Raw genomic sequence first — 26482 nt, 5'->3', positions numbered from 1 at the left:
ATCGCGTCCTGCCAAGGGGGCTTTAGGCGGGGATCAGGCCCGGGCGCCCGCGTTCGACACGGAAGCTGGCAGCGGTCGACACCGCACCGCCGTGCGTGGAGATGCGGTCGACGACACGGTGATGCGAGGTCCATGCCTCCGGCGTGACCTCGCAGATCAGATAGCCGCGCTGCGAATTGACATATTTCAACTGTTCGTTGGCATCGCGGATCGGCACCATGTCGTTACGAATTTCATAGCCGTCACCACCCGAACTTATAGACGTCGCGACGAATTCGGTCGCGATCGGCGCGCCGTCCATCTGCTGGCCGTCGCGATAAAGTTCGCCGGCAAAGTGCTGGTGCTCGTCGCCGGTCAGGACGATGGTGCTGTCGAGCCCGCTGCTCGCGATCCGGTCGAGCAATTCGCGCCGCGGGACGCGGTAGCCGGCCCAGCTGTCGGTGTTGACCTGCACGCCGGGTTCCTCGGGCCTGCGATCAAGGTCCATCATCATGATCTGCTGGGCGATGACCTGCCAGTTGGCCTTGGAGCCGCGCATATTGTCCATCAGCCAACTTAGCTGCTGGCGACCGAGGACATCGGCCTGCCGATCGCCGACCGCGTCGCAGGTGCTGCCATATCGATCGTCGCACGGCTGGTCGGTCCTGAACTGGCGGGTGTCGAGCAGGTTGATGTCGGCAAGGTTGCCCCACTGCATGCGGCGGTGGATCTGCATCTGCGTGCCGACCGGCAATGACGCCATGCGCAGCGGCATATGTTCGTAATAGGCCTGCATCGCCATTTGCTGGCGCAGGCGGAAGTAGCGCGGATCGGTGCCGTCCTCGTCGATATTGCCGACCCAGTTATTATCGATCTCGTGATCGTCCCAGACCACCAGCCACGGCGCAGCGGCATGGGCGCGCTGGAGGTCGATGTCCATCTTGTACTGGGCATAACGACGGCGATAATCGCCGATCGAATAGATCTCGTTACCGTGATGCTGGCGAACGCTGGCGACCGGGCCCTGCCAGGGGCGCACGGGCGCATCGCGATATTCGTAGATATAGTCACCGTAGCAATAGACGAAGTCGGGGTTCTCGTTCGCCAGGTGGCGATAGGCGGTGTAATAGCCTTCTTCGTAATTCTGGCAGCCCGCGACGGCGAACTTGAGGCTGGCGACTGGCGCGCCGGGCGCGGGCGTCGTCATGGCGCGGCCGCGATAGGTGCGCTCGTCGCCCGCGTTGAAGCGATAGAAATATTCGCGCCCCGGATTAAGCCCCGACAGTTCGACATGGAGCGAATGGCCGAGTTCGGGCCGGGCCAATGCCGTGCCCTGGCGCACGATCGTCTGGAAACCGCGATCTTCGGCGACTTCATAACCGACTTCGACCGCCTGCATCGGCATGCCGTAGTCTTCGGCGAAGGGATCGGGTGCGAGACGTGTCCAGATGACAAAACCGTCGGGGGACGGATCGCCCGATGCAATGCCGAGCCGGAAGGGATAGCGCGTGAAGGTGGGGTGCGCGATGGCGCGCGTGCTGCTGACCATTGCAAGGCCGGTGACGGCGCTGGCCCCAAACATTTTCAAGGCATGGCGGCGTGAAAGTTCGAGGCGGCGGTTGAAGTCGCTGGTCATGTGATTCCCTGTGCAGGCGCGGATGAGCCACGCTTATGCAGGCTGTATGACCATTTGGCGACGAAAAGTGGAGGCCCGAGCCGGAATCGAACCGGCGTGCAAGGATTTGCAGTCCTCTGCGTAACCACTCCGCCATCGGGCCTCGCGTGGTGAGGGCAGGCTATTGTCGTTCACGCGCGCCCGTGTCAACGACAAAGCCGTCCCAGCTTTCGACGAATGGCGGCGATCCGTGCTGGAAGTCGTGCTAACCAGAGGCTAGGGACGGTTGAACCATAGCTGTGTTAGTGTCATATGACAGCTGATACGCAAGTAGAGGAATTTGGGGCCATGAGCGATACCGCTCGTAACGTCATGATCGATAGCCAGCTGCGCCCGGTGGGCGTGAGCGACCGCAAACTGATTGCCGCCTTTCGCGCCGTGGATCGCGAAGCTTTCCTGCCCGAAGGGCTCAAGGTCCTCGCGTACCGCGATCGCTCGATCCCGACCGACGACGGCGCGCTGATGGCACCGGCCGCGCTCGGTCTGCTGATGCAGGCGCTGCAGCTCGAAGCCGGGCAATCGCTGCTGATTATCGGCCCCGGCGCCGATTATGCCAAGGCGCTGGCCATCGAACTGGGTGTCGAGGCGACCACCGTGACCGGGGCCAAGCTGACCGCGGGCAAATCCAAGGATGCGCCCTATGATGCCATCCTGATCCTGGGCGCGATCGAAGAACTGCCGCAGGCAATCGCCGACCAACTTGCCGATGGCGGCATCATCGCATCGGGCGTAGTCGACCAGGGCGTGACCCGCCTGGCCGTCGCGCGAAAAGCAGGCGGCAGCGTTGCACTCGATCCGTTTACCGATGTGCAGGTGCCGGTACTCGACCAGTTCTCGCGCAAGCCCGCCTTCACGTTCTAGCTAGTATTTCGGAGCTTTCGACTATGGCCAGCAAACTTCTCGTCGGAACGGCAGCGGCCGCGCTGGTTTTCGCTCCCGCGCAAGCCGACACGCTGCGCGAAGCGCTGGTCGAAGCCTATACGACGAACCCGGTGCTGACCGGCCAGCGGGAGTCGCTTAAGGCGACCGACGCGCTGGTCGAGATTGCTCGTGCCGGGGGGCGGCCCACGGTAACCGGTACGGTCAGCGTGACCCGCGATATTTCGCAGTCGGGCGTATTCCAGCGCACCAGTCAGGGACCGTTCCTCAACGGCCGCGTCGATCTCAACATGCCGATTTTCCAGGGCGGAACGGTGCGCAACGACATCAAGGCTGCCAAGGAACGCGTCGAAGCCGGACGCGCGACGCTGCGCGCGGTTGAAGGCGATATCTTCGTCGAAGCGGTCAGCGCCTACATGGATGTCATCCGCGACCGCGCGGTCGTGGCGCTCAACCAGAACCAGGTCGACGTCCTTGGCACCAATTTTGAAGCCAATAGTGCCCGCTTCGAGATTGGCGACGTGACGCGCACCGACGTGGCGCAATCCGAAGCGCGCCTGCGCCTCGCTGAATCGCGTCTCGCCACGGCGATCGGCAATCTCGAGGCGTCCGAAGAGAATTACCGCCGCGTGATCGGTTCTGTGCCTGGCGAGCTTGCGCCGCCGCCGCCGCTGCCGCCGTTGCCCGAAACCGCCGATCAGGCCGTTCAGATCGCGTTGGCCGACAATCCCGACCTCATTGCCTTCGCACGACAGGCTGAAGCGGCGGGCTATGACGTCGGCTCGGCGATGGGCACGCGTCTCCCGACGCTCACGGCAAATGCCAACGGCCAATATCTGAATACGCTGGCGGGGGATGTCGGCGGCAATCCCTTCACCGATCAAAGCAACCCGCGCACGGCGACGTCCACCGGCGTCGGTGTCTCGGCGCGTATTCCGCTGTTTCAGGGCGGCCTGCCGTCGGCCCGCGTGGCCCGTGCCCGAGCGCTCGAGGGCCAGGCCTATGAACAGTTGATCGCTACCGAGCGCGCGGTGATCTCCAACGCGCGCTCCGCCTTTGCTCGCCATGAGGCCGCCTTGCGCGCGATCGAGGCCAACGAAGTTGCAGTGCAGGCCAATGCGCTGGCGCTCGAGGGCGCCCGGCTCGAACGTTCGATCGGAAACCGGTCGGTGCTGTTCGTGCTCGATGCCGAGCAGGAGGCGCTGCAAAGCCAGGTCGATTTGGTGACGGCGCGGCGCAACGCTTACGTGACGGGTTTCCAGCTTTTGAACGCGATGGGGCAGGCCGAAGCCGATGATCTCGGGCTGGACGGCGGCCCGCTCTACGATCCGCTGGGGAATTACCGCAACGTCTCCAACACGTGGTGGGATTGGTCGGGCGGCGAGCAAAACATGCTCAATTCCACGCGCACCGTGCAGCCTACCGAGCAACCGGCAAATCCGGTCGTCGACGCGGAACTGCTCGAAGACGTGACAGAGCGTCCGTAATACGCAATATGCAGGCCATGGCTGGCCCGAACCAACCCTCGATGGATGAGATTCTCGCCTCGATCAAAAAGGTGATCGCGGAAGAGAAGGAATTTCTTGCGCCCAAGGGCGGCGGCAAGGACGGCGATGGCGACGATGTCCTCGAACTCGACGAAACCATGGTCGAGGAGCCGCAGGACGGGACGGGGCACGAGCCTGCGGTGCCGCCAGCAAGCCTCATGGCGGAAGACGCGGCGGCTAGCAGCAAGGGCGCCTTCGACGAACTTGAAGAAGTCACCGCCAAAAACCCGGCGGCCGCGGCGGGCAATCCGCTCGAAGAGATGATCCGCGACATGCTGCGCCCGATGCTCAAGCAGTATCTCGACGAAAAGCTGCCGAGCATTATCGAAGCGCAGGTGAAGGCCGAAATCAGCCGGATCACGGGCCGCAAGCTCTAGCTTTTCCGCGCGTCCGAGCGGTGTTACACCGCTTCTCATGAGAAATATCCTCGCGCTGACCGCGCTCGCCGCCGCCACTGCCCTCACGCCCTTCGCCGCCGAGGCGCGGCCGCTGACAGCGCAGGATCTCGTCGAAATGAAGCGGCTTGGCGGCGTCTCGCTGTCACCCGACGAGGACGTGGTTCTCTACTCGGTCAGCGAAGCGAGCGAAGACCATGCGTCGCGCAGTTCGACCTACTACGTCCACTCGCTCGTTACGGGCACGGCATTGCCGGTCGATGCGCTCAAGGAATTGGAAGGCCGTTCGGCGCGCTTTGGTGCCGACGGTGCGATCTGGTTCATTTCGGGCTCGACGGGCAGCGACCAGATCAAGCGGCTGCTGCCAGACGGCACGGTGGAACAGGTGAGCGACCTTGGCGGCGGCAGTATCGATGATTTCGTGCTTGCTCCCAACGCGGCCAGCGTGGTGCTGATCGCATCGCGCCATCTCGATTGCGCGGACTTCGAATGCGCCAACGTCAAACCCGAGTCCGCGAGCGCGGACAATGCGCTCGAATATGACGAGATCTTCGTGCGCCACTGGGACACGTGGGTAACGCCGGGTACGAAATCGCGGCTGTTCGGTTACCGGATCCAAGGGGGCAAGATGGTCGGCGGGCAGCCGCTCGATCGCGGTCTAACCGGCAACACGCCGTCCAAGCCGTTCGGCGGCAGCGAAGAAATCAGCATCGCGCCGGGCGGCGAGGCGGTTTATTTCTCGCAGCGCACCGGCGGCAATGACGAACCGACCTCGTACAATCTCGACATTTACTACTCGCCGATCGACGGCGCGATGGCGCCGTATAACCTCACGTCGAACAATCCGGCCTACGATAACCAGCCCACGGTTTCGCCCGACGGGCAGACGCTCGCCTATGTCGCGATGGCGCGGCCCGATTACGAAAGCGATCGGCGTGTCCTCCACCTCCGCAACCTGGCCACGGGCGAGGTCCATGCGCTGACCGGAGATTGGGATACCAGCATCGGATCGCTGACCTGGACCCCCGATGGCAGCGCGCTGATCGTGGGTGTGGGCGAGGTGATGGAACATCCGCTCTACCGCGTCGAGGTCGCGACTGGCGAACGCACCGCGCTCACCATGCGCGGCAATGCGGGCGGCGCAATCCCGATGCGTGATGGGCGCCTGATCTACACGCTCAACAGCATCGTCGAGCCGATCGATCTGTTCCTGAAAGATGGCGATGAAGTGACGCGGCTTACCGATCTCAACCGCGACGTGCTCGACGAGCTCGATCCCGTACGATTCGAGAAATTCTCGTTCGACGGCGCTGACGGTGACACGGTCTGGGGCTTCACGCTCAAGCCCGCTGAAGCGGAGGGCGAATTGCCGATCGCGTTCGTCGTCCACGGCGGGCCGCAGGGCAGCTTCGGCAACAGCTGGTCGACCCGCTGGAACCCCCGCGCATTGTCGGGCGGGCGCTATGCGGTCGTGTCGGTCGATTTCCATGGCAGTACCGGATACGGGCAGGACTTCGTCGACAGCATCAACAAGGACTGGGGCGGCAAGCCGCTGGAAGACCTCAAGCTCGGCCTTTCCCATGCGCTGGAGCAGGATGACCAGCTTGCGGGCGATCGCATCTGTGCGCTCGGCGCGTCCTATGGCGGCTACATGATGAACTGGATCGAAGGGAACTGGCCCGACCGCTTCGACTGCCTGATCAACCATAATGGCCTCTTCGACATGCGCAGCTTCTATTATTCGACCGAGGAATTGTGGTTCCCGCGCTGGGACATGGGGGGCAGCTATGCCGAGGCCAGCGAGACCTATGAAAGGTGGAACCCGGTCAATTATGTCGAGAACTGGAAGACCCCGATGCTCGTCGTCTTGGGGCTGCGCGACTACCGCGTGCCCTATAGCCAAGGGCTGGGCGCCTTTACCGCGCTCCAGGAGCGCGATGTTCCCTCCAAGCTGCTGGTCTTCCCCGATGAAAATCACTGGGTTCTCAACGGTGCCAACTCGATCCGCTGGCATCAGGAAGTGCATGACTGGATGGACCACTGGACCAAGGAAGACGGCCCCGATCGCAGCCTCGACACGATGGAGTAGCTTGAAGCCGCTCGCCTAGGTCTCTAGGCGATGTTGCATGAGCGAACTCGCGAAGACATTCGAGCCCAAGGCCATCGAGGCCAAGTGGTACCAGCATTGGGAAGATAACGGCCTGTTCCGCCCTGAGCGGCCCGGCGCCGAGTCCTATACCATAGTCAACCCGCCGCCCAACGTCACGGGCAGCCTCCATATCGGGCACGCGCTCGATAATACGCTGCAGGACATCATGATCCGATACGAGCGGCTGCGCGGCAAGGATGCGCTGTGGGTCGTGGGCGTCGATCATGCTGGCATCGCCACGCAGATGGTGGTCGAGCGGCAGATGGAAGCCAACCAGGACAAGCGCACCAATTATTCGCGCGAGGACTTCGTCAAGAAGGTCTGGGAATGGAAGGAAGAGAGCGGGGGCACGATCACGCGCCAGCTGCGCCGCCTCGGCTGCTCGATGGACTGGAGCCGCGAGCAGTTCACCATGGACCCGCACTTTTCCGAAGCGGTGCTCAAGGTCTTTGTCGACCTTTACAATGAGGGCCTGATCTACCGCGACAAGCGGCTGGTCAATTGGGATCCCAAGCTGAAGACCGCCATTTCCGATCTCGAGGTCGAGAATGAGGAAGTCGCGGGCCACATGTGGCACTTCAAATATCCGCTGCAGGATGGTGAGACCTACACCTACGTCGAGAGGGACGAGGATGGGAATGTGACGCTCACTGAAGAGCGCGACTATATTTCGATCGCCACCACGCGGCCCGAAACGATGCTCGGCGACGGCGCGGTCGCGGTGCATCCCGATGACGAGCGCTATGCGCCCATCGTAGGCAAGCTGTGCGAAATCCCGGTGGGGCCCAAGGAGCATCGTCGCCTCATCCCGATCATCACCGATGATTATCCCGATCCCGGTTTCGGCTCGGGCGCGGTCAAGATCACCGGCGCGCATGACGAGAACGATTATGGCGTCGCCAGCCGCAACAATATCCCGATGTATCGCCTGATGGACGAGGTCGCGGCGATGCGCACCGATGGCGCGCCCTATGCCGAGGCTGCAGCGCGCGCGGTCGAGATCGCCAAGGGGGCCGAGACCAACGCCAAGGAAGTCGACAGCCTCAACCTCGTGCCCGACGAATATCGCGGGCTCGACCGCTACGAGGCGCGCAAGCGCGTGGTCGCGGACATCGATGCCGAGGGCAATATGATCATGGTCGAGGACAAGATGATCATGCAGCCCTTTGGCGATCGCGGCGGCGTGGTGATCGAACCGATGCTGACCGACCAGTGGTATGTGAATGCCGAGGAGCTGGCGAAGAAGCCGATCGAGGCCGTCAAGAAGGGCGACATCGATATCGTGCCCAAGACCTGGGAAAAGACTTTTTTCAACTGGATGGAGAATATCCAGCCCTGGTGCGTGAGCCGCCAGCTATGGTGGGGTCACCGCATCCCGGCCTGGTATGACGCCGACGGCAAGGTCTATGTCGCCATGACCGAAGAGGAAGCGCAGGCGCAGGCCGGTGAGGGCGTGGCGCTCAAGCGCGATGAAGACGTGCTCGACACGTGGTTCTCCTCGGCGCTGTGGCCCTTCGCGACGCTCGGTTGGCCCGAAGAGACCGAGCTTCTCAAAAAGCACTATCCCAATGACCTGCTCGTCTCGGGCTTCGACATCCTCTTCTTCTGGGATGCGCGCATGATGATGATGGGGCGCCAGCTGACGGGCGAGAACCCGTGGCCCAAGCTCTATTTGCATGGTCTCGTGCGCGCTGCCGACGGGCAGAAAATGTCCAAGTCGAAGGGCAATGTCGTCGATCCGCTCGGCCTCATCGACCAGTATGGAGCCGATGCGCTGCGCTTTTTCATGGCGGCAATGGAAAGCCAGGGCCGCGACATCAAGATGGACGACAAGCGGGTCGAGGGCTATCGCAACTTCGGCACCAAGATCTGGAACGCCGCGCGATTCCTGCAAGCCAACGGCATCGGCGGCAGCGACACGATCAGTGCGCCCGCCGCGACCAAGCCGGTCAATCGCTGGATCATCGGCGAAGTCGTCGAGACGCTTGGCCGTCTCGAAAAGGCGTTTGACGAAATACGCTTCGACGGCATGGCCGACGCAATCTACCGTTTTGCCTGGGGCACGTTTTGCGACTGGTACCTCGAGCTCATCAAGGGCGATATCGACGATGAGACCAAGGCGGTCGCGGCGTGGGCGTTCGACCAGATCCTGGTCATGCTCCACCCCTTCATGCCCTTCATCACCGAAGAGCTGTGGGGCGCGATGGGCAAGCGCGATTATGAGTTGATCGTCGCCAAGTGGCCCGAGCCGCGCGCTGAAGTCGACATGGCTGCCAAGGCCGAGGTCGAGACCGCCATCGCGCTGGTCAGCGAGATCCGCGCGCTGCGGGCTGAACTGAACATTCCCTGGTCGAGCCGCCTTACGCTTCATCCGCTCGAGGATGGCGCGGCAAAGGGCGGCGCCTCGCTCGATCGCATGGCGAAAGCCGACATGGGCGAGAAGATCGACACCGCGCCCGCCGGATCGGCGCAGGTCGTCGTGCAGGGCAAGAGCTATTGCGTGCCGCTGGCCGACGCCATCGACCTGGATGCCGAGCGCGGGCGCCTCGCCAAGGCAGTCGAAGCCGCCGAGAAGGAAGTGAAGAGCCTCGACGGGCGTCTTAACAACCCCAACTTCGTTGAACGGGCCAAGCCCGAGGCAGTCGAGAAAGCGCGCGCCGACCATGCTTCGCGCTCACAAGAGGCTTCGCGGCTGCGCGCCGCATTGGAGCGCCTCGGATGAGCCAATATCCCGCGCTTCGCATGCGCCGCCGCCGGCAGGCCCCGTGGATGCGCGCGATGCTGACCGAGCATCGGTTGCATCCGTCCGATTTCATCTGGCCGCTCTTCATCTGTGAAGGCGAGGGCGAAGAGCAGCCGATCACCGCGCTGCGCGGCGTATCGCGCTGGTCGATCGACAAGCTTGTCGAGCAGGTGAAAATGGCCAGGGATGCGGGCATTCCCTGCGTGGCGCTGTTTCCCAACACGCCAGAAGACAAGCGCACCGAGGACGAGGCGCTCAATCCCGACAATCTCATCTGCCGCGCGGTCAAGGCGATCAAGGATGCGGTGCCCGAGATCGGCGTGATGACCGATGTCGCGCTCGACCCTTATACGCCGCACGGCCATGACGGCGTGCTGGCCGCCGATGGCAGCGTCGATAATGACGCGACGATCGCATTGCTCACACAGCAAGCAGTCGTACAGGCGCGCGCGGGCGCGGACATCGTCGCCCCCTCCGACATGATGGACGGCCGCATAGGTGCTATCCGCAATGCGCTCGAGGAAAACGGGCATACGAACACCGCGATCATGGCCTATGCGGCGAAATATGCATCGTCGCTCTACGGGCCGTTTCGCGAGGCCGTGGGTTCGGGCGATCGCCTGAAGGGTGACAAGAAGGGCTACCAGATGAACCCGGCCAACGGCGATGAGGCCATGGCCGAGGTCGAGCTGGACATCGCCGAAGGCGCGGACTTCGTGATGGTGAAGCCGGGGTTGCTCTATCTTGATGTCGTTGCGCGCGTCTCCGACACGTTCGACACGCCTGTCTTCGCCTACATGACGAGCGGCGAATATGCGATGATCGAGGAAACCGCCGCAGCCGGCGCCGGTGATCGCGACACGATGCTGATGGAAGCGCTGACCGCCTTCAAACGCGCAGGCGCAACCGGCATTTTGAGCTACCATGCACTGGAGGTCGCGCGTAAGCTTCGCTGATGCAGGGCAAGTATAAGCGCGACATGGGGACGCTCGGCGTCCTTTTCATTGTGGTCAACGGGCTGATCGGGGCCGGCATTTTCGGCCTTCCCGAGGCGCTGCATGCTGCCGTCGGCAACTTTGCGCCGTGGCTGCTGCTGATCGGCGGCGCGCTCGTGATGGCGATCGTGATCTGTTTTGCCGAGCTGACCAAGCTGACCGATCGGTCGGGCGGCCCGCAGCGCTATGTCGGCGATGCCTTTGGCGATTATCCCGGATTTGTCGTTGGCTGGACCTTTTTCGCCGCACGCCTGATCAGCCAGGGGGCAAATGTGCTCGTCTTGGTCGCCTACGCGGCGGCGCTTTGGCCCGTCGTGGGCGATGGTGGCGGAAAGGTGGCGCTGATTGTCGCGGTGCTGGGTGGGCTGACCTTCATCAACGTCATCGGCATCAAGCGCGTCGTCGCGGTGCTCGGCGCAATGACTGTTTTCAAGCTCTTGCCACTGCTCGTACTGATGGTCGTCGGCATCGGCGCGGCGGCCTCGCCGGGGCCGGTTGCATTGCCGCAATTCAGCGCTGTCGAAGGTATCGCGCTGGCTGCACTCTACGCCTTTGTCGGCTTTGAAAATGCGACGATCCCGGCGGGTGAAACGAAGGACCCCAGACGCGCCATGCCGCGCGCACTTCTTCTCGGGCTGGCCGTCGTTACCCTGATCTATTTCGGGCTGCAATGGGCCTACAGCCATAGCGCGATCGCGGGCACGGGCCCCGAGGCACCGCTTACCGCGCTGGCAGGCGAACTTGGCGGCGATATCGGCGCGCTGTTGATCGCCGCGACCATCGTGATGAGCGTGCTCGCCAACCTCACCGCAGGGCACACCTCGGCCAGCCGGATGCCGCCGGCGCTTGCCGATGATGGTTTGTTGCCGGCCTGGTTCGGCAAGGTGTCGCGCTGGGGCACCCCTGCCAACAGCATCGTCTTTTTCGGCCTGGGCGCGATCCTTTTCTCGCTATGGGATGATTTTCTCGTCCTGGCGGCGGTGAGCACGCTGGCGCGGCTGATGGCCTATATCGTCTCGATCATGGCGCTCCCCCGCCTGCGCCGCGATGCCGGACGCCCCGCTTTCAATCCGGTCATCCTGATTGCCGCGCCGATTGCGCTGTCGCTGAGCATCTGGGCCACGACGCAGACCAACAGCACGCATTGGTTGACGCTCGGCGGCTTCGCGGTAGTGGGCACGGCGCTGTACTTCATCGCGCGGAGGAAGCCTGATGCCGTTCCGTCATGAGACCGACCGCCTGATCCTACGTGATTGGGAGGAAGAAGACAGCCGCCGTTTCTGGGATGTGATGAACACGCCCGCGGTAATGAGATGGCTCGGCGGACCACAGAAGTTCGAGGACTGGAACGAGGGCTTCAAACGCCTCCAGACCTATGCGCGCGATTATGGTCATTGCTTCTGGCTGGTGGAACGCAAGGACGACGGCGAACTGCTCGGGTTCTGCGGGCTCAAGCGCGTCAATTACGAGGGCGCACCCAACCAGGGGATGCCCGAAGTCGGCTGGCGCTTTCGCGAAAGCGCGTGGGGCAAGGGCTATGCCAAGGAAGCCGCGATCGCTTCGCTCGACCTGGGCTTCGGCCGCTTCGGCTATGACGAGATCGTCGCGCTCACCATGACGGGGAACGAACCCAGTTGGCGCCTCATGGAACGGCTCGGCATGAAGGAACGGCCCGACCTTTCCTATCATGACGGCAAATATTCGGACCAATATGGCCCGGCGCGCCAGTGGGTCATCACGGCCGACGAATGGGCCGCGCACCGCAAGACTTTAGGGCTGTAGCTGCGCCGTCCATCGTTCGAGCAATGCTGCCTGCTCGGCATCGATCGGCGCCAGCCGCCCGACCGCAGCCTGCACCGCGTCGCGATCCGCAGGATTGACCCATTCGCGGTCCGTCACCAGCGCGTCGAGATCGGCTAGCGCGGTCACCAGCGGCCGGCGTGCCGCTTCAAGCCGGCTCAGGGCCTCGACCGCGCTTACCCAGCTTTCGCTGTTGGTTGGCCCCGCACCCGCAATGCGCGTGCCGGTGGGCCCGCGCAGCGCTTCGAACGCCGTGATTCCATCGGCGGCGTCTGCCTCGATGGCCGCGATCTGCGCGATCATAGCTGCGGTTTGGCGATAGTCGGGCGTGTCGCCGACCGGCAGGCGCGGGTCGATGCTCTCGGCGGGGCGTTTTGCCAAGGACGGCGGATCACCCGCCGGCGCAGCGCAGGCAGCCAGCAGGGCAAGCGGTGGTATGAAGACGAAAGCGCGAAACACGCGGCAAGGCTTAGACCCGTATACAGATTCCCGCAATCGGGGGGTTGCAACGAGCGACGCGTCCCCCTAAACGCCCCCGAGACTTTCAGCGCCCGTAGCTCAGCTGGATAGAGTACCTGACTACGAATCAGGTGGTCGGAGGTTCGAATCCTTCCGGGCGCGCCACACAAGAAAGGCCGCGGCACCCCTTCCCCAGTGGAGGCCGCGGCCTTTTTCTTTGGGCAGCTACAAAAGGTGACGCACCGACCTTCGCGGTCAGTATCCCTAAAACTTGGCGGTGAGGGCGTTTTCGAGATTTTCAGTAAAGCGCCGCTGGATGCCCCACGAGGATTCGAACCTCGATTGACGGATTCAGAGTCCGTAGTCTTACCATTAGACGATGGGGCAGCATCAGCGGATGCGAGGCGGGGCAATAGAAAGGCGCTGCGCCCGTGTCAACGCCTCCAAACCGGCCCGCTTGTGCATTTTCGCCATTTTGCACTACATTGGGCGCAGGTCAGCCGTGGCCCACGACGATTTATTGCCTGCCACGGTGTAGAAGAAAGCAAGTGTTATGGCGGATCAACCCGATCCCCGGCCCGCACCGCGCCAAGGGCGCCGACGTCGGGCCAACAAGACTCCAGGCCCGCCACGGCGGCGGCCCGAGCGCAGCTATGGCGCGCTTGATCTCGGCACCAATAATTGTCGCCTGTTGATCGCCCGTCCCGAAAACGAGGGCTTCAAGGTCATCGATGCATTTTCGCGAATCGTCCGGCTGGGCGAGGGGCTGGCGAGCAGCGGACGCCTGTCCGACGAAGCAATGGACCGCGCCGTCTCCGCGCTCGGCATCTGTGCGCAGAAACTGCGCCGCCGCAACGTCAGCATTGCCCGTTCGGTCGCGACCGAGGCGTGCCGCCGCGCCGCCAACGGGCGCCAGTTCATCGATCGGGTGCGGCGCGAAACCGGAATCGTGCTCGACATCATCCCGCCCAAGGAAGAAGCGCGGCTGGCGGTGCTGGGCTGTCACAAGCTGCTCGGCCCGGGTGACGGCCCCGCCGTCATCTTCGACATTGGCGGCGGCTCGACCGAGCTGGTGCTGGTCGAGCCGGGCGAGGACGAGCCCGCGATCCGCGCCTGGTGGTCGGCGCCGTGGGGCGTGGTGTCGCTAACCGAAAGCGAGGGACGCGCAGCGCTTGAAGGGCCCGACCGGGTCGAGGCCTATGCGCGAATGCGCGACCGCGCGCGTGACGGATTCTCGCGCTTTTCCGAATGGTTGCCCAAGGACCGCGACGATATCCGCCTGCTTGGCACCAGCGGCACGGTGACGACGCTCGCGTCGGTATACCTGCAACTCCCCAGTTACGATCGCCGCGCCGTCGATGGACTGCATGTGCCGACGGGCTCGATGCGCGAGATTTCGACCTTGATCAGCGAGCTCGATTTCCACGGGCGCTCGCAGCTGCCGTGTATCGGCACCGAGCGCGCCGACTTGGTGGTCGCGGGATGCGCAATCCTCGATGCAATTCTCGACATTTGGCCCGCAAGCGAGCTCGGTATCGCCGATCGCGGCATTCGCGAGGGCATATTGCGCAGCCTGATGGCGCGGGACGGATATCAGCTATGAGTAGAGGACAGGGCAGGGGCCGCAGCGGCGGCAAGCAGCGGGTCAAGACCGCGCGGCGGCGCAGCGCCAGTTCGACCGCGTGGCTGCAGCGGCAACTGAACGATCCTTACGTTAAGAAGGCCAAGGCGGAAGGTTATCGCAGCCGCGCGGCCTACAAGTTGATCGAGCTCGATGATCGCTTCAAGCTGTTGAAGGGCGCCGAAGGCGTCGTCGATCTTGGCATCGCGCCGGGCGGCTGGGCGCAGGTGGTGCGCCAGCGCATCCCCAAAGCGCGCGTTGCGGGCATCGACCTGCTGGAAACCGATCCGATCGACGGCGTCGAAATCCTCCAGATGGATTTCATGGACGAAGATGCGCCCGAACGGCTGATGGAAGCCTTGGGCGGGCCGGCCGATCTCGTGCTGAGCGACATGGCGGCCAACACGGTCGGCCATAAATCGACCGATCACCTGCGGACGATGGGCTTGATCGAAGCGGGCCTAGCGTTTGCAGTCGATGTGCTGCGCCCGGGCGGCGCCTATGTTGCCAAGGTACTGGCCGGCGGGGCGGACAACAATTTGATCGCCGAGCTCAAGCGTCACTTCAAGACGGTTAAACACGCCAAGCCGCCCGCCAGCCGCAAGGGCTCGAGTGAATGGTATGTCGTCGCGCAGGGGTTCAAGGGCGGGGCCTAGCCCCTAGCTCTTGTCCTTTAGCGCGGCATCGATGGCGCGCTTGTAGCTGACATAGCCCTCGGCGGCGGGGATCAACCGGTCGCCGATCACAAACATCGGGGTTCCCGGCGGCCCGAACTGGTTGGCCAGGTCGAAATTCTTTTGCAGTTCGGCATCCCATTCGGGGCTTTCCGGAATGCGCGGATCGAGACCCAGTTCCTGAAGCGTTTCGGCAACCGCCTGCTGCGTAAGCTGGTCGTAGCCGTACAGCTTGTCGTGAAATTCCTTGAACTTGCCGGCGCGCGAGGCTGCCATCGAGGCACGCGCCGCGAGCACGCTGTTCTGTCCGAGAACGGGCAGTTCGCGATAGACGACACGCAGGTTGGGCATTTCCTCGACCAGGCGGTCGATGTCGGGCTTGGTCTGGCGGCAATATCCACAGGCATAGTCGAAAAATTCGACCATGATCACTTCGGGATTTTCGGCACCGACCCAGCTATTTTCATAGGGCGTTTCGATGAGGTCGCGGTTGGCCTCGATCGTAGGCGCGTGCTGGCGCGTCTGCAGCGCGTTGGACGCCTCGACCAGCATTTCCGGATTGTCGATAAGCGCGCCGCGCACCATGCCGGGCGCTGCCGCCTGTAGCGCGAAATAACCGCCGATCGCGGTCAGAACGGCACCAAATGCGCCGCCGGCGATGGCGGGCCCCCACGAATTTTCGCTCATCGACGCAGCTCCGGCACCTTCTCTTTTTCTTCTTCCAGCGCATGGCGGCTGGTGAGTGCGATATCCTGCGCACGGATCCAGTCGGCATCACGCGTTTCGATACCGGCCATGGCGCGCGTCGCGTTGACATAGGCAGCGCGGTGCTGGCCGAGCATCTGCATACGTTCCGCACTGGCAAGCGCGGCGCGGGATGCGTCGCCCTCGGCTTCGTAGATAACGCCAAGCTGGTACCACGCAAACGGGTTGCGCCGGTCGAGTTGGACGGCGGCCTTCAGCAGCGGCTTGGCTTCGGCGTAGCGGCTCGTGTCCTCGGTCGCGATCAGCGCGTGGCCGAACGTTGTGGCAATGAGCGGTTCCTGCGGGGCGAGATCGACGGCGCGGCGCAGCACCGGCAGCGCTTCTTCGGGGCGGCCGTTTTCGAGCAGGATCTGGCCCCACAGCTCTAGCGCGAAGGGGTCATTAGGCAGCAGCGTGGCCAGCTTTTCCGCTTCGGCGATCGCCTGGTCGGGATAGACGCCCTGATGATAGGCATAAGCGCGCGCGAACAGTGCCGGGATCGTCTCGGTCCCGCGGGGATAATCGCGTAGCGCCCGCTGCGGGTTCACATAACCGATCAGCTTGGCTTTGACGCGCTGGAAACGCGCTTCCAGCTCAGCGTCGTTGGGCACGTTCCATGACGCATCGGGATGGTAGACACCTTCCAGCGCGGCAATGCGCTCGCGCGACAGCGGGTGGGTGCGGTCGTAGCTATTGTCCTGGCTGATATTCAGGCGGTATTCCTGGTTCTGGAGCTTGCTGAAAAATTCGAGACTGCCGCGACCCGAAATGCCTGCTGCCGACAGATATTTCGCCCCGGCCTGATCGGCCGAGCTTTCCTGCGCACGGTTGAAGGCAAGGAAGGTACCAAGGGCGGCGCGTTGGCCGGCCTGCATGATGCCGATCCCGGCTTCGCCCGAGCCTGCGGCAATGGCGGCAGCCCCCAGCAGCAGCGAGATGATCTGGATGCTCGTCGCCTGCTTCGCACCGTCCGAAAAGCGGATGATGTGGCCGCCGGCAACGTGCCCCAGTTCGTGCGCGACCACGCCCTGGACCTGGCCGACATGGTCGGCCTCCATGATGAGGCCAGAGTGGATATAGACGCGCTGCCCGCCCGCGACGAAGGCGTTGATCGAACTGTCGTTGATCAGCACGAATTCGACATCTTCGGGCCGCATGCCCGCCGCTTCGACCAGCGGTGCGCTGATGTCGCGGAACAATGCATCGGTTTCGGCATCGCGCAGGATCTGCTGCGCCATGGCAGGGCGCGCCAGCAGCGCGCTAAAGAGCAGGGCGACGACGGCGAGAAGGCGCACAACGGATTGTGCGCTGGGGCGAGGGGTGACCAGCATGGGTGCCATCCTTCCCCTCGCCGCCTTAACGCGCGGTGAAGCCCCGAGGGGCGTAGTGGTTAACCGAAGGTGCGCTGCCACCAGCCAGTACGGCGCGGGCCGTCGCCCTCGGCGCTTTCCTTGCTATCGTTAGAATTGGCGCTTTCCTCGGTCTTTTCCGACTTGGCCGGCGTGGATGCAGCCTTTTTGGCAGCCGGTTTCTTGGCCGGTGCCTTCTTTTTGGCCGCAGGCTTTTTCGCAGGCTTTTCCTCTACCTCGGAAGCCTTGGCGTCATCAGCCTTGCTGTCCTTGGCTTCGGGCTTCTTGCGCGTGCGCTTGGCCGGCTTCTTCTCGGCCTCTTCCTCGGCGGGCTTTTCGTCAGCCTTCTTGCGGGTGGTGCGGCGCTTCTTCGAGGCTTTTGCCTCCTCGCTCACCGCGTCCTTCGCTTCGGCGTCGGCGGCTTTCTTGCGCGCGGCAGGGCGGCGACGGGTCTTGGGCTTTTCCTCGCCTTCGTCCGCCGTGTCGTCGCTGCTATCCGCCTTGGCGTCGTCCGCGTCGTTGTCCGCCTTCTTGCGGCGGGTCTTGCGCTTGGGCTTATCGTCGTCGGCGGGCCTTTCCTCGGCCTGCTCATCGGACTCTTCGCCATTTTCCTGCGGCTGGTCGCCACCACGACGGCGGCGTCCACGGCCACCACGGCGACGGCGCTTGCGCTTCTTGGGCTGTTCGTCTTCCGACGTTTCCTCTTCTTCCTCGTCCTCGTCATCGGTTTCGATGTCGGCCGTGAGGTCCTCGATCTTGAGCTTTGGTGGCAGGCTGCCCTTGGGCGGGCGCGGCCCCTTGCTTTCGACGCTCATCTTGGCGCCTTCGAAGCTGTCGTCGATCATCACCTCGACCTGGACGCCGTAGCGTTCCTCGACCTCGGCCAGTTCGGCGCGCTTCTTGTTCAAAAGGAAAATTGCGGTTTCGTTGCCGGCCTTCAGAAGGATGACCGTGCCCTTGCCGCGTGCCGCTTCGTCTTCGATCATGCGCAGCGCGCTGAGGCCCGACGAGGATGCCGTACGCATCAGCCCGGTGCCGTCGCAATGCGGGCAGGCGGTGGTGGAAGCTTCGAGCACGCCGGTGCGCAGGCGTTGGCGGCTCATCTCCATCAGGCCGAAGCTGGAAATGCGACCGACCTGAATGCGCGCGCGATCCGACTTCAGCGCTTCCTTCATCGCCTTTTCGACTTTGCGACCATGGGAATTCTTTTCCATGTCGATGAAGTCGATGACGACAAGGCCTGCCATGTCGCGAAGACGCAGCTGGCGGGCGATTTCGGCGGCGGCTTCCAGGTTGGTCTGGAACGCCGTCTGCTCGATGTTGTGCTCGCGCGTCGAGCGCCCCGAGTTGATGTCGATCGACACCAGCGCCTCGGTCGGGTTGATGACAAGATAGCCGCCCGATTTGAGCTGTACGGTCGGGTTGTACATGCCCGAAAGCTGGTCTTCGATCCCGTACGACTGGAAGATCGGGGTGGGGTGCTCATACTGTTTCACGCGTTTGACGTGGCTCGGCATGAGCAGTTTCATGAAGCGGCGCGCGGCCTTGTAGCCTTCTTCGCCCTCGACGACGACTTCCTGGATCTCGCGCGAATAGAGATCGCGAATGGCCCGTTTGACCAGGTCGCTATCGCGGTAGACGAGGCTGGGAGCCGCGCTTTTCAGCGTTTTTTCGCGGATTTCGTCCCATAAACGGGCAAGATAGTCGAAGTCTCGCTTGATTTCGGTCTTGGTGCGCGAAAGGCCGGCAGTGCGCACGATCAGGCCCATGCTCTTGGGGAGCTTGAGGTCGGCCATGATCTGCTTGAGGCGCTTGCGGTCGGACCCGTTGGAAATCTTGCGCGAAATGCCGCCGCCATGACTGGTGTTGGGCATCAGCACGCAGTAGCGGCCAGCCAGGCTCAGATAGGTAGTGAGCGCCGCACCCTTGTTGCCGCGCTCTTCCTTGACGACCTGGACGAGCAGCACCTGGCGGCGCTGGATGACGTCCTGGATCTTGTAGCGGCGGCGAAGATTCTGGCGCTTCTTGCGGACTTCGTAGACGGCGCTTTCATCGACGGGCGAGGCATCGCTGCCAGTGCCAGCCTCGTCGGGAGCTTCGCCGCCTTCTTCGTTCTCGGCTTCTTCCTCGGCCTCTTCGGCTTCGCGCAGGCGCTGCTCTTCCTCGGCGTGCTCGGCCTCTTCGGCGAGCAAGGCTTCGCGATCGGCTTTGGGGATCTGGTAATAGTCGGGATGGATTTCGCTAAAAGCGAGGAAACCGTGGCGATTGCCGCCGTAATCCACGAAAGCCGCCTGGAGCGAGGGTTCGACCCTCGTGACCTTGGCTAGATAGATGTTTCCCTTGAGCTGTTTGTGCTCCGAGGATTCGAAATCAAACTCCTCGATCCGGTTCCCGTTCATGACCGCGACCCGAGTTTCCTCCGGGTGGCGCGCGTCGATTAGCATGCGCGTTGACATCAAATTTTCTCCGAATGCGTCCGTCCTTTCCAGGATCGAAACGCAACTGTTCAGGGCCCCAGTCGTCCGCAGTAGGTTCGGACAGGGGCGATAAATCGAATTTTTCTGCTGCTGCTGTAGAAGCCATCGCCGGGTCTTCGGCGAGGGACGGGCGGGTGCGCGTTACCGCGAACCGGGCCTTTACGTCCTGTGACTTCATACTGCTTCAACCTCTTAGGCTTGAACGCTTCGCGTAGAAGCGTTCACAAAACCGGGAGTTCCCGGTTCAAGGAGGGCCTAGCACCGCTGTGTCGACCCCGCAACTAAATCGACACAATTGTATTGCGTGGTGGCCCTGATGTGCCTCAAACAAAAATGATGATCCGATCGTTTCTTTTGGGCAGTCTCGCCTTGCTTGCGGGATGCAGCGATATTCCGCAGACCGCCGGGCGAGATAAGGGGCCGGAAGACCTTGCCGTGATCGGCGAAGGACGCCGCGGCGAATTGTCGGTCGCCTTGCCCAAACCCTTGACCGATATCGCCATCACCGAGGCGCGCCAGCCCGGCCAGCCGCTGGTGCTGATCGATCCGGGGCATGGCGGAAGCGACGGCGGTGCGACCGGGGTGGACGGCACGCCCGAAAAGCGGCTCACGCTGGCCATGGCGAAGGAACTCCACGATGCGCTGGCCGAACGCGGGCGGGTGCGCATTGCTCTCACGCGCGACGATGACGAGACGTTGTCGCTGGACCAGCGCGCGGAGATCGCGCGCGGGCTGTCGGCCGATCTGTTCCTGTCGATCCACATGGATGCCGCGCCCAACCCCGATGCGACGGGCGTGACGCTTTATTCCTTGTCCGACATCGCTTCGTCAGCAGAAGCCGCAGCGCGTGCCGGCGCGGAGCGCGAACGGGTCGGTAGGGTTGTCAGCAACGCCGACGACATGACGACCGCGCTGCTGACCGACCTTGCGCTGCGCGAACAGATGCAGGCCTCCGCCGACCTTGCCCGCCGCGTCTTGCGCCGTGCCGAAGGTAGCGTGCCCCTGCGGCCAACCCCGCATCAATCCGCCGATTTCGTGGTGCTGCGCCTGTCGCAGGCGCCGGGCCTGCTGGTCGAGGCGGGCTATATTACCAATGCGATCGATGCCCAGCGGCTTACCACAAGGGAAGGGCGCGCACCGCTTGTCGAGGCGCTGGCACGCGCGATCGAAGCGGATCTTGCGACCCGAACCGCAAACTGACGCTTTATTGCCGTTCATCGGCTCGCTAATGAGGCACGCATAAGAGACATGAACATGCCCAGCATTCCCATGCCCGACCTGGTGGCCTTCAACAATCGCGTGCACGCGCGCCTCGATCCGTGGCGCGAGAAAAAGTGGGTGCGTGTTCTGTTCTGGCTATCACTGGCTGGACTGGCATTCCTGTCGCTGAGCTGGGCCTATCTGTCGAAAGACCTGCTGACCGAAGAAGAAATCCTCAATTATCGACCGGCGCTTCCCACCAACGTGCGCGGCGACGATGGTGAACCCATCGGGGTCTATGCGCGCGAGCGCCGCGTCGAACTCTCCTATGATGATTATCCGCCGATGGTGGTGCAGGCCTTCATTTCGGCCGAAGACGCCGCCTTCTTCTCACATGGCGGGCTGGATTATCCGGGGCTGGCCGCGGCCGTGGCCGATTTCCTCGCGACCGAGGCGACGGGCGGCGGGCGCGCCCGCGGGTCGTCCACCATCACCCAGCAGGTCGCCAAGAACCTGACCGGCGACGATGATTATTCGATCCTGCGTAAAGGACGCGAGGCGCTGCTGGCATTTCGCATCGAGGACACGCTGTCCAAGCAGGAAATCCTTGCGCTTTATCTCAACGAGATATTCCTCGGCCGCAATGCCTACGGGGTGCAAGCAGCCGCACGCGCTTATTTCGACAAGGACGTGGTCGACCTCGACCTGCACGAGGTGGCGTATCTGGCAGCAATTCCCAAGGGGCCGTCCAACTATCATCCGGTGCGCCACAAAGAGCGCGCGACCCAGCGCCGCAACTACGTGCTGCGCGAGATGGCCAAGAATGGCTATATTAACGAGGCGACCCGCGCGCGCACGGCTGCGATGGAGTTGACCGCTATTCCGACCGGTAGCGCGCAGCCCTTCGTGGAACGCGGCGGTTACTTCATGGAAGAAGTGCGCCGCCGCCTGATGGCGCGCTACGGCGAAGGAGCCGAGGACGGCGAGAACAGCGTCTATGCGGGCGGCCTGTGGGTGCGCACTTCGATGAATGTCGAGATGCAGGATGCCGCCGCCGTCGCCATGCGCGAGCAACTCGCCCGGTTCGACGGGCCGCGCGGCTGGCGTGACCTCGGCCTGACGATCAACCTTAACGAAGACTGGGAAAGCCAGCTGCGCATCGCGCGGGTCGGCACCGGCTTTGCCGACTGGAAGAAAGCTGTCGTGCTGTCGGTGGACGGTAATGTCGCGACCATCGGCTTCGTCGGTGGGCAGACTGCACGGTTGCCGCGCAGCAGCGCGAACATGCCGGTACGCGGCGAGAGCGGAACCGCGTTTTCGCGCTTCAGACCGGGCATGATCATCGTCGTGCGCGACGAAGGCGAGGGGCGCTATGCATTGCGCTCCATCCCCCTCGTATCTGGCGGTTTTGTCGCACAGGAAGCGAAGACCGGCCGCGTCCTGGCGATGCAGGGCGGATTCGACGTGCGTGGCTCCAGTTTCAACCGTGCGGTGCAGGCCAAGCGCCAGCCGGGATCGGCATTCAAGCCGATCGTCTACCTTACCGCGCTGGAAAACGGTTTCACCCCGGCAACGCTGATCCCCGACCAGCCCTTCTGCGTCTGGCAGGGTGCTTCGCTGGGCGACAAGTGTTTCCGCAACTTCGATGGTCGCTATTCGGGTAACAAGACGCTGCGCTGGGGCGTCGAACAGTCGCGCAACCTGATGACGGTGCGCGCCGCCAGCCAGGCGGGCATGGACAAGATCGTCGCCAACGCCGCTGCGCTCGGGCTGGGCGAGCATCCGCAATTCCTCTCGACGGCGCTCGGCGCGGGCGATGTCACGGTGCTCGACCTCACTAACGCCTATTCGATCCTCGCCAATAACGGCCGTTCGGTGGAGCCGAGCCTCATCGACTATGTTCAAGACCGTTCGGGCAAGGTCATCTATCGGTCTGACAATCGCTGCGCCGCAATGGAGCGCTGCAACATGGCGGTTTATGATGGCGAACCGATGCCGCGCCCGCCGCTACGCGGCCGACAGGTCGTCGATGCACAGGCCGCCTTCCAGATGGTGCATATTCTCCAAGGCGTGGTCGAACGCGGCACCGCGACGCGTCTTGCCTCCCTCGATCGTCCGCTATTCGGCAAGACGGGAACGACGACCGGCCCCACAAACGTGTGGTTCGTCGGCGGCACGCCCGAGATCGTGACCGGCACCTATATCGGCTATGACGACAACCGATCGATGGGCGGATATGCGCAAGGCGGCAGCACTGCTGCTCCCGTCTTCCAGATGTTCGCCGAAGCGGCATTGAAGGATGCACCCAAGACGCCCTTCGTGGCGCCCGAAGGCATCCGCATGGTTCGCATCGACCGCGTGACCGGCAGTCGCGTCTTTGGTGCCTTCCCGACGACGGTGGAGCGCACGTCTTCGGTGATCTGGGAGGCCTTCAAGCCCGAAACCGAGCCGCGCCGCACCTTCCGCCGCGACGAGGAAGAAGAGGAAGACGAAGTGCCTACGCTCGCACCTGTACGGCAGGCGGTCATCCGGCCGCAGCAGACCGCGCCCGAAGAGCCCGACGAAGCGGAATTCTTGCAAAGGCAAGGCGGGATTTACTAGGGGCGGTGCGAACAGCCTTTTCGAAAGTCCAATATCATGCGTGCTGAAGCGCAAGCCTCTGCCGACCAGATCACTGCCGCCACGCAGCTCCTCCGCCGGTTTCTCGATTGGGACCGGGCCTTGAAGCGCATGGACGAACTCAATGACGCCGCCGAAGACCCGACCCTGTGGGACAATCCCAAGGCGGCCAAGGCATTGATGCGGGAACGCGGTCGCCTTGAAGAGGCGATCGGTGCCACGCGCAAGATCGAAAAGGAACTCGCCGATACGATCGAGCTGATGGAAATGGCCGAAGCCGAAGGCGACGACGGGCTGGTCGAGGAAGCGGTGACCGCGCTCGAACAGCTGGCCGAGCGCGCCGAAAAGGACAAGGTCGCAGCATTGCTGGCAGGCGAAGCCGACAGCAATAACGCCTATATCGAAGTCCATGCGGGTGCCGGCGGGACCGAAAGCCAGGATTGGGCCGAAATGTTGCAGCGCATGTATACGCGCTGGGCCGAACGGCGCGGCATGAAGGTCGAAGTGATCGACCATCACGCGGGCGAGCAGGCAGGCATCAAGTCGGCGACGTTGCTCATCAAGGGCGAAAATGCCTATGGCTATGCGAAAACGGAAAGCGGCGTTCATCGCCTCGTGCGCATCTCGCCCTACGACAGCTCGGCGCGTCGCCACACCAGCTTTTCATCGGTCTGGGTCTATCCCGAAATCGACGATTCCATCGAGGTCGAGATCAACGAAAGCGATCTGCGCATCGATACCTATCGCGCCTCGGGCGCTGGCGGGCAGCATGTGAACACGACCGACAGCGCGGTGCGTATCACGCATATTCCGACGAATATCGTGGTCGCGTCGCAAAGCGGCCGGTCGCAGCACAAGAACAAGGCCGAGGCGTTGAACATGCTCAAAGCCCGCCTTTACGAGGCCGAGCTGCAGCGACGCGAGGAAGAGGCCAACGCAACCAATGCCACCAAGACCGACATTGGCTGGGGCCATCAGATCCGCAGCTATGTCCTCCAGCCCTACCAACTGGTCAAGGACTTGCGCACCGGCGTAACCTCGACGGCGCCGGGCGACGTTTTGGATGGCGATCTCGACAAGTTCATGGCGGCCGCGCTGTCGCAGCGTGTGACCGGCGAAAAGGTCGAGATCGAGGATGACGATGTCGAATAGGCTCGCCCTTCCTATGTTCGCACTGGCGCTGCTGGCGGGATGCCGCGGCGACCCGCGCGATGCCAATGACGGCTTCCCGTTGCCGCGCCGCGACGTCGCACCGATCGTGTCCGACCGTTTTTCCACCGAGGATGCGCGCGACCGGCTGGGCGAGGCCGAACGGGTAATGGAACTGGCGGGCATCAGCGAAGGCATGAGCGTCGCCGATATCGGTGCGGGCGAGGGCTATTATACCATCCGCCTGGCGCGGGCGGTTGGCGATCGAGGCCGCGTGCTGGCGCAGGATATCCTGCCTGACGTGCGCGACCGGCTGGCGCGCCGCGTGCAGCGCGAAAGCCTCGACAATGTGACGGTGCGTCTGGGCGCCGCAAACGATCCGCGCCTGCCCGACAATAGTTTTGATCGGATCTTCCTTGTGCATGTCTATCACGAGGTGACCGAACCCTACGAATTTCTGTGGAATTTGCGTGAGGGCCTGGCTGAAGGCGGGCAGGTCATCGTGGTCGATGCCGACCGCCCAATAAAGCGCCACGGCATCTCTCCGAAGCAACTCGATTGCGAATTTGCAGCGTTAGGGCTCGAACGCGTGCAGACCGCCGATCTTGAAGGCACCGATGCTTATTATGCCGCCTTCCAAATCGCCCGCGAACGACCCGAACCGCGCGAAATCGAGCCTTGTAGTTAGGCACTGTCGCGCTACTCTTGGCGCATGCGACAATATCTCGATTTGATGCAGCGAATCCTCGATGAGGGCGCTTCCCAGGATGACCGCACCGGCGTCGGTACGCTCAGCGTCTTTGGTGCGCAGATGCGCTTCGATCTCGCCAAGGGTTTCCCGCTGCTGACCACCAAAAAGCTGCACCTGCGCTCGATCATCGTCGAGCTTCTGTGGTTCCTCAACGGCGATACGAACGTCAAATATCTGCAGGACAACAAGGTCAGCATCTGGGACGAGTGGGCCGACGAAAACGGTGATCTCGGGCCAGTCTACGGCAAGCAATGGCGCCGGTTCGAAGGCGGCAACGGCCGCACCGTCGACCAGATCGAGGAGTTGATAAAGCTGATCCGCGAGGATCCTGCGTCGCGCCGCCAGGTGGTGAGCGCATGGAACCCCGCCGAACAGCCTGACATGGCGCTGGCACCATGCCACTGCCTGTTCCAGACGCACGTGGCCAACGGCAAGCTCAGCCTGCAGCTCTACCAACGCTCCGCAGATCTGTTTCTGGGCGTACCGTTCAATATCGCATCCTATGCCCTGCTGACCCATATGCTGGCGCGTGAAACCGGCCTCGAGCCCGGACATTTCGTCTGGACCGGGGGCGATGTGCATCTCTATTCCAACCACCTGGAACAGGCGAAGACCCAGCTGGCGCGCGAACCGCGTGCGCTCCCGAGGCTGACAATCAAGGATCGCGGGCAGGGGTTGTTCGATTACCAGCCCGACGATTTCAGCTTCGAAAATTACGATCCGCATCCGCATATCAAGGCGCCGGTCGCGGTCTGACCGCGTTTGATCGCTGTGGTGGAGCCTTTCCCTCTTTTTGTGCGTTGTTGGCACACTTGAAGAGGGAGAATACCCATGGTTCGTAAATTCATGATGCTGTTTGCCGCTGCCGGCCTCACCTTCGGCGCCGCCGCCTGCAACACCGTTCAGGGTGTCGGCGAAGATATCAGTTCGGCCGGCGAATGCGGCGAAGACGTGCTGGACGGTCGCGACTGCTAATCGCTTCTCGATCTGGTTTCAGCCAAAGCCCTGCGCCCCCAGGCGCGGGGCTTTTTTTGGTTCATCGCGCATCAACCTTGCTAGGAGGATGATCATGACGTCTTTGGCGTCACGATACTTGGGAGACTATGATGCGCAAACTTCTGGTCATCGCATTGTTCGGAACGAGCATGGCGCTTGGTGCCTGCAACACAGTGCAGGGATTGGGTGAGGATATCAGCTCGGCCGGCAAATGCGGCGAAGACGTGATTAACGGCGAAAACTGCTAAGCTTTTCGTTTCATACAAAGAAAAGGCCCCGGC

22 protein-coding genes and 3 tRNA genes are annotated in these 26482 nt (G+C 63.1%); 18 read left to right on the top strand and 7 right to left on the bottom strand.

Features of this window, described 5'->3' with window-relative positions; genetic code table 11:
- Nucleotides 1-22 precede the first annotated feature (22 nt).
- A complete protein-coding gene (locus tag NUX07_RS09790) occupies nucleotides 23-1615 on the bottom strand; it encodes an alkaline phosphatase D family protein (protein WP_265530388.1) in 1593 nt (530 codons plus the stop codon).
- Nucleotides 1616-1683: 68 nt separating this feature from the next.
- A tRNA-Cys gene (locus NUX07_RS09785) sits at nucleotides 1684-1757 on the bottom strand.
- Nucleotides 1758-1942: 185 nt separating this feature from the next.
- Here NUX07_RS09785 and NUX07_RS09780 point away from each other — a divergent pair.
- Genes NUX07_RS09780 through NUX07_RS09745 form a run of 8 tightly spaced genes read left to right on the top strand, consistent with a single transcriptional unit; the run spans nucleotide 1943 to nucleotide 12144 of the window.
- Nucleotides 1943-2515 (top strand): protein-L-isoaspartate O-methyltransferase family protein, encoded by a 573-nt coding sequence (locus NUX07_RS09780; RefSeq protein WP_265530387.1) that lies wholly within the window; start codon nucleotides 1943-1945, stop codon nucleotides 2513-2515.
- Nucleotides 2516-2538: 23 nt separating this feature from the next.
- A complete protein-coding gene (locus NUX07_RS09775) occupies nucleotides 2539-4020 on the top strand; it encodes a TolC family outer membrane protein (protein WP_265530386.1) in 1482 nt (493 codons plus the stop codon).
- Between the two features lie 41 nt (nucleotides 4021-4061).
- The gene (locus NUX07_RS09770; RefSeq protein ID WP_265530385.1) at nucleotides 4062-4457 is read left to right on the top strand and encodes a DUF2497 domain-containing protein; all 396 of its coding nucleotides are present in this window, start codon (nucleotides 4062-4064) and stop codon (nucleotides 4455-4457) included.
- A 37-nt stretch (nucleotides 4458-4494) separates the two neighbouring features.
- Nucleotides 4495-6564: a dipeptidyl-peptidase 5 gene (locus tag NUX07_RS09765; RefSeq protein WP_265530384.1), complete on the top strand. Its 2070-nt coding sequence runs from the start codon at nucleotides 4495-4497 to the stop codon at nucleotides 6562-6564.
- 37 nt (nucleotides 6565-6601) lie between these two features.
- The gene (locus tag NUX07_RS09760) at nucleotides 6602-9346 is read left to right on the top strand and encodes a valine--tRNA ligase (protein ID WP_265530383.1); all 2745 of its coding nucleotides are present in this window, start codon (nucleotides 6602-6604) and stop codon (nucleotides 9344-9346) included.
- Entirely contained in the window at nucleotides 9343-10323 is a 981-nt protein-coding gene (gene hemB / locus NUX07_RS09755; protein ID WP_265530382.1) for a porphobilinogen synthase, read from the top strand. Before NUX07_RS09760 ends, hemB begins: the two co-directional genes overlap by 4 nt.
- Entirely contained in the window at nucleotides 10323-11591 is a 1269-nt protein-coding gene (locus NUX07_RS09750) for an APC family permease (protein WP_265530381.1), read from the top strand. Before hemB ends, NUX07_RS09750 begins: the two co-directional genes overlap by 1 nt.
- Entirely contained in the window at nucleotides 11575-12144 is a 570-nt protein-coding gene (locus NUX07_RS09745; RefSeq protein WP_265530380.1) for a GNAT family N-acetyltransferase, read from the top strand. The genes NUX07_RS09750 and NUX07_RS09745 overlap by 17 nt, the downstream gene beginning before the upstream one ends.
- Here the strand turns inward: NUX07_RS09745 and NUX07_RS09740 are convergent.
- A complete protein-coding gene (locus tag NUX07_RS09740; RefSeq protein WP_265530379.1) occupies nucleotides 12133-12621 on the bottom strand; it encodes a hypothetical protein in 489 nt (162 codons plus the stop codon). The two genes, NUX07_RS09745 and NUX07_RS09740, sit on opposite strands and share 12 nt — an antisense overlap.
- A gap of 88 nt (nucleotides 12622-12709) precedes the next feature.
- Here NUX07_RS09740 and NUX07_RS09735 point away from each other — a divergent pair.
- Nucleotides 12710-12786: transfer RNA gene (locus NUX07_RS09735), tRNA-Arg, on the top strand.
- A gap of 148 nt (nucleotides 12787-12934) precedes the next feature.
- Here the strand turns inward: NUX07_RS09735 and NUX07_RS09730 are convergent.
- Nucleotides 12935-13008: transfer RNA gene (locus tag NUX07_RS09730), tRNA-Gln, on the bottom strand.
- Between the two features lie 166 nt (nucleotides 13009-13174).
- Between NUX07_RS09730 and NUX07_RS09725 the strand changes: the two genes are divergently transcribed.
- Nucleotides 13175-14224: a Ppx/GppA phosphatase family protein gene (locus NUX07_RS09725; RefSeq protein ID WP_265530378.1), complete on the top strand. Its 1050-nt coding sequence runs from the start codon at nucleotides 13175-13177 to the stop codon at nucleotides 14222-14224.
- Entirely contained in the window at nucleotides 14221-14898 is a 678-nt protein-coding gene (locus tag NUX07_RS09720; RefSeq protein ID WP_265530377.1) for an RlmE family RNA methyltransferase, read from the top strand. Before NUX07_RS09725 ends, NUX07_RS09720 begins: the two co-directional genes overlap by 4 nt.
- A 3-nt stretch (nucleotides 14899-14901) precedes the next feature.
- On the opposite strand, the gene NUX07_RS09715 is transcribed toward NUX07_RS09720, so the two are convergent.
- From NUX07_RS09715 to NUX07_RS09705, 3 genes are read right to left on the bottom strand one after another with little or no spacing between them, the layout of a single operon-like run.
- The gene (locus NUX07_RS09715; protein WP_265530376.1) at nucleotides 14902-15603 is read right to left on the bottom strand and encodes a DsbA family protein; all 702 of its coding nucleotides are present in this window, start codon (nucleotides 15601-15603) and stop codon (nucleotides 14902-14904) included.
- Nucleotides 15600-16991 carry a M48 family metalloprotease gene (locus tag NUX07_RS09710; RefSeq protein ID WP_265530375.1) on the bottom strand — a complete coding sequence of 464 codons (1392 nt, stop codon included), beginning with the start codon at nucleotides 16989-16991 and terminating at the stop codon, nucleotides 15600-15602. The genes NUX07_RS09715 and NUX07_RS09710 overlap by 4 nt, the downstream gene beginning before the upstream one ends.
- 59 nt (nucleotides 16992-17050) lie before the next feature.
- On the bottom strand, nucleotides 17051-19465 hold the full coding sequence (locus tag NUX07_RS09705; RefSeq protein ID WP_265530374.1) for an Rne/Rng family ribonuclease: 2415 nt from the start codon (nucleotides 19463-19465) through the stop codon (nucleotides 17051-17053).
- 357 nt (nucleotides 19466-19822) lie between these two features.
- Between NUX07_RS09705 and NUX07_RS09700 the strand changes: the two genes are divergently transcribed.
- From NUX07_RS09700 to NUX07_RS09670, 7 genes are all read left to right on the top strand, one after another.
- Nucleotides 19823-20686 (top strand): N-acetylmuramoyl-L-alanine amidase family protein, encoded by an 864-nt coding sequence (locus tag NUX07_RS09700; protein WP_265530373.1) that lies wholly within the window; start codon nucleotides 19823-19825, stop codon nucleotides 20684-20686.
- Between the two features lie 54 nt (nucleotides 20687-20740).
- The gene (locus tag NUX07_RS09695) at nucleotides 20741-23287 is read left to right on the top strand and encodes a penicillin-binding protein 1A (RefSeq protein ID WP_265530372.1); all 2547 of its coding nucleotides are present in this window, start codon (nucleotides 20741-20743) and stop codon (nucleotides 23285-23287) included.
- Between the two features lie 36 nt (nucleotides 23288-23323).
- Nucleotides 23324-24457 (top strand): peptide chain release factor 2, encoded by a 1134-nt coding sequence (gene prfB / locus NUX07_RS09690; RefSeq protein WP_265530371.1) that lies wholly within the window; start codon nucleotides 23324-23326, stop codon nucleotides 24455-24457.
- Nucleotides 24458-24470: 13 nt separating this feature from the next.
- Complete coding sequence (locus tag NUX07_RS09685; protein WP_265530370.1) at nucleotides 24471-25142, top strand: class I SAM-dependent methyltransferase; 672 nt, start codon at nucleotides 24471-24473, stop codon at nucleotides 25140-25142.
- A gap of 24 nt (nucleotides 25143-25166) precedes the next feature.
- Nucleotides 25167-25961 (top strand): thymidylate synthase, encoded by a 795-nt coding sequence (locus NUX07_RS09680; protein WP_265530369.1) that lies wholly within the window; start codon nucleotides 25167-25169, stop codon nucleotides 25959-25961.
- Between the two features lie 75 nt (nucleotides 25962-26036).
- Complete coding sequence (locus NUX07_RS09675; protein WP_265530368.1) at nucleotides 26037-26180, top strand: entericidin A/B family lipoprotein; 144 nt, start codon at nucleotides 26037-26039, stop codon at nucleotides 26178-26180.
- A gap of 131 nt (nucleotides 26181-26311) precedes the next feature.
- The gene (locus NUX07_RS09670) at nucleotides 26312-26449 is read left to right on the top strand and encodes an entericidin EcnAB (RefSeq protein WP_265530367.1); all 138 of its coding nucleotides are present in this window, start codon (nucleotides 26312-26314) and stop codon (nucleotides 26447-26449) included.
- The last annotated feature ends 33 nt before the right edge of the window (nucleotides 26450-26482 follow it).

This window comes from Sphingomicrobium marinum (assembly GCF_026157105.1).
Classification (GTDB): Bacteria; Pseudomonadota; Alphaproteobacteria; order Sphingomonadales; family Sphingomonadaceae; genus Sphingomicrobium; species Sphingomicrobium marinum.
The sequence above is the reverse complement of the archived record's forward strand: the minus strand, read 5'-3'. Positions and strand labels throughout refer to the sequence as shown.

Bases quoted from the DNA above. Each gene is read 5' to 3' on its own strand.
- NUX07_RS09790 (WP_265530388.1), bottom strand. From the start codon at position 1,615: ATGACCAGCGACTTCAACCGCCGCCTCGAACTTTCACGCCGCCATGCC.
- NUX07_RS09725 (WP_265530378.1), top strand. From the start codon at position 13,175: ATGGCGGATCAACCCGATCCCCGGCCCGCACCGCGCCAAGGGCGCCGA.
- NUX07_RS09750 (WP_265530381.1), top strand. From the start codon at position 10,323: ATGCAGGGCAAGTATAAGCGCGACATGGGGACGCTCGGCGTCCTTTTC.
- NUX07_RS09710 (WP_265530375.1), bottom strand. From the start codon at position 16,991: ATGCTGGTCACCCCTCGCCCCAGCGCACAATCCGTTGTGCGCCTTCTC.
- NUX07_RS09765 (WP_265530384.1), top strand. From the start codon at position 4,495: ATGAGAAATATCCTCGCGCTGACCGCGCTCGCCGCCGCCACTGCCCTC.
- NUX07_RS09680 (WP_265530369.1), top strand. From the start codon at position 25,167: ATGCGACAATATCTCGATTTGATGCAGCGAATCCTCGATGAGGGCGCT.
- prfB (WP_265530371.1), top strand. From the start codon at position 23,324: ATGCGTGCTGAAGCGCAAGCCTCTGCCGACCAGATCACTGCCGCCACG.
- NUX07_RS09770 (WP_265530385.1), top strand. From the start codon at position 4,062: ATGGATGAGATTCTCGCCTCGATCAAAAAGGTGATCGCGGAAGAGAAG.
- NUX07_RS09685 (WP_265530370.1), top strand. From the start codon at position 24,471: ATGTTCGCACTGGCGCTGCTGGCGGGATGCCGCGGCGACCCGCGCGAT.
- NUX07_RS09775 (WP_265530386.1), top strand. From the start codon at position 2,539: ATGGCCAGCAAACTTCTCGTCGGAACGGCAGCGGCCGCGCTGGTTTTC.
- NUX07_RS09705 (WP_265530374.1), bottom strand. From the start codon at position 19,465: ATGTCAACGCGCATGCTAATCGACGCGCGCCACCCGGAGGAAACTCGG.
- NUX07_RS09760 (WP_265530383.1), top strand. From the start codon at position 6,602: ATGAGCGAACTCGCGAAGACATTCGAGCCCAAGGCCATCGAGGCCAAG.
- NUX07_RS09715 (WP_265530376.1), bottom strand. From the start codon at position 15,603: ATGAGCGAAAATTCGTGGGGGCCCGCCATCGCCGGCGGCGCATTTGGT.
- NUX07_RS09670 (WP_265530367.1), top strand. From the start codon at position 26,312: ATGCGCAAACTTCTGGTCATCGCATTGTTCGGAACGAGCATGGCGCTT.
- NUX07_RS09780 (WP_265530387.1), top strand. From the start codon at position 1,943: ATGAGCGATACCGCTCGTAACGTCATGATCGATAGCCAGCTGCGCCCG.
- NUX07_RS09675 (WP_265530368.1), top strand. From the start codon at position 26,037: ATGGTTCGTAAATTCATGATGCTGTTTGCCGCTGCCGGCCTCACCTTC.
- NUX07_RS09700 (WP_265530373.1), top strand. From the start codon at position 19,823: ATGATCCGATCGTTTCTTTTGGGCAGTCTCGCCTTGCTTGCGGGATGC.
- hemB (WP_265530382.1), top strand. From the start codon at position 9,343: ATGAGCCAATATCCCGCGCTTCGCATGCGCCGCCGCCGGCAGGCCCCG.
- NUX07_RS09745 (WP_265530380.1), top strand. From the start codon at position 11,575: ATGCCGTTCCGTCATGAGACCGACCGCCTGATCCTACGTGATTGGGAG.
- NUX07_RS09695 (WP_265530372.1), top strand. From the start codon at position 20,741: ATGCCCAGCATTCCCATGCCCGACCTGGTGGCCTTCAACAATCGCGTG.
- NUX07_RS09720 (WP_265530377.1), top strand. From the start codon at position 14,221: ATGAGTAGAGGACAGGGCAGGGGCCGCAGCGGCGGCAAGCAGCGGGTC.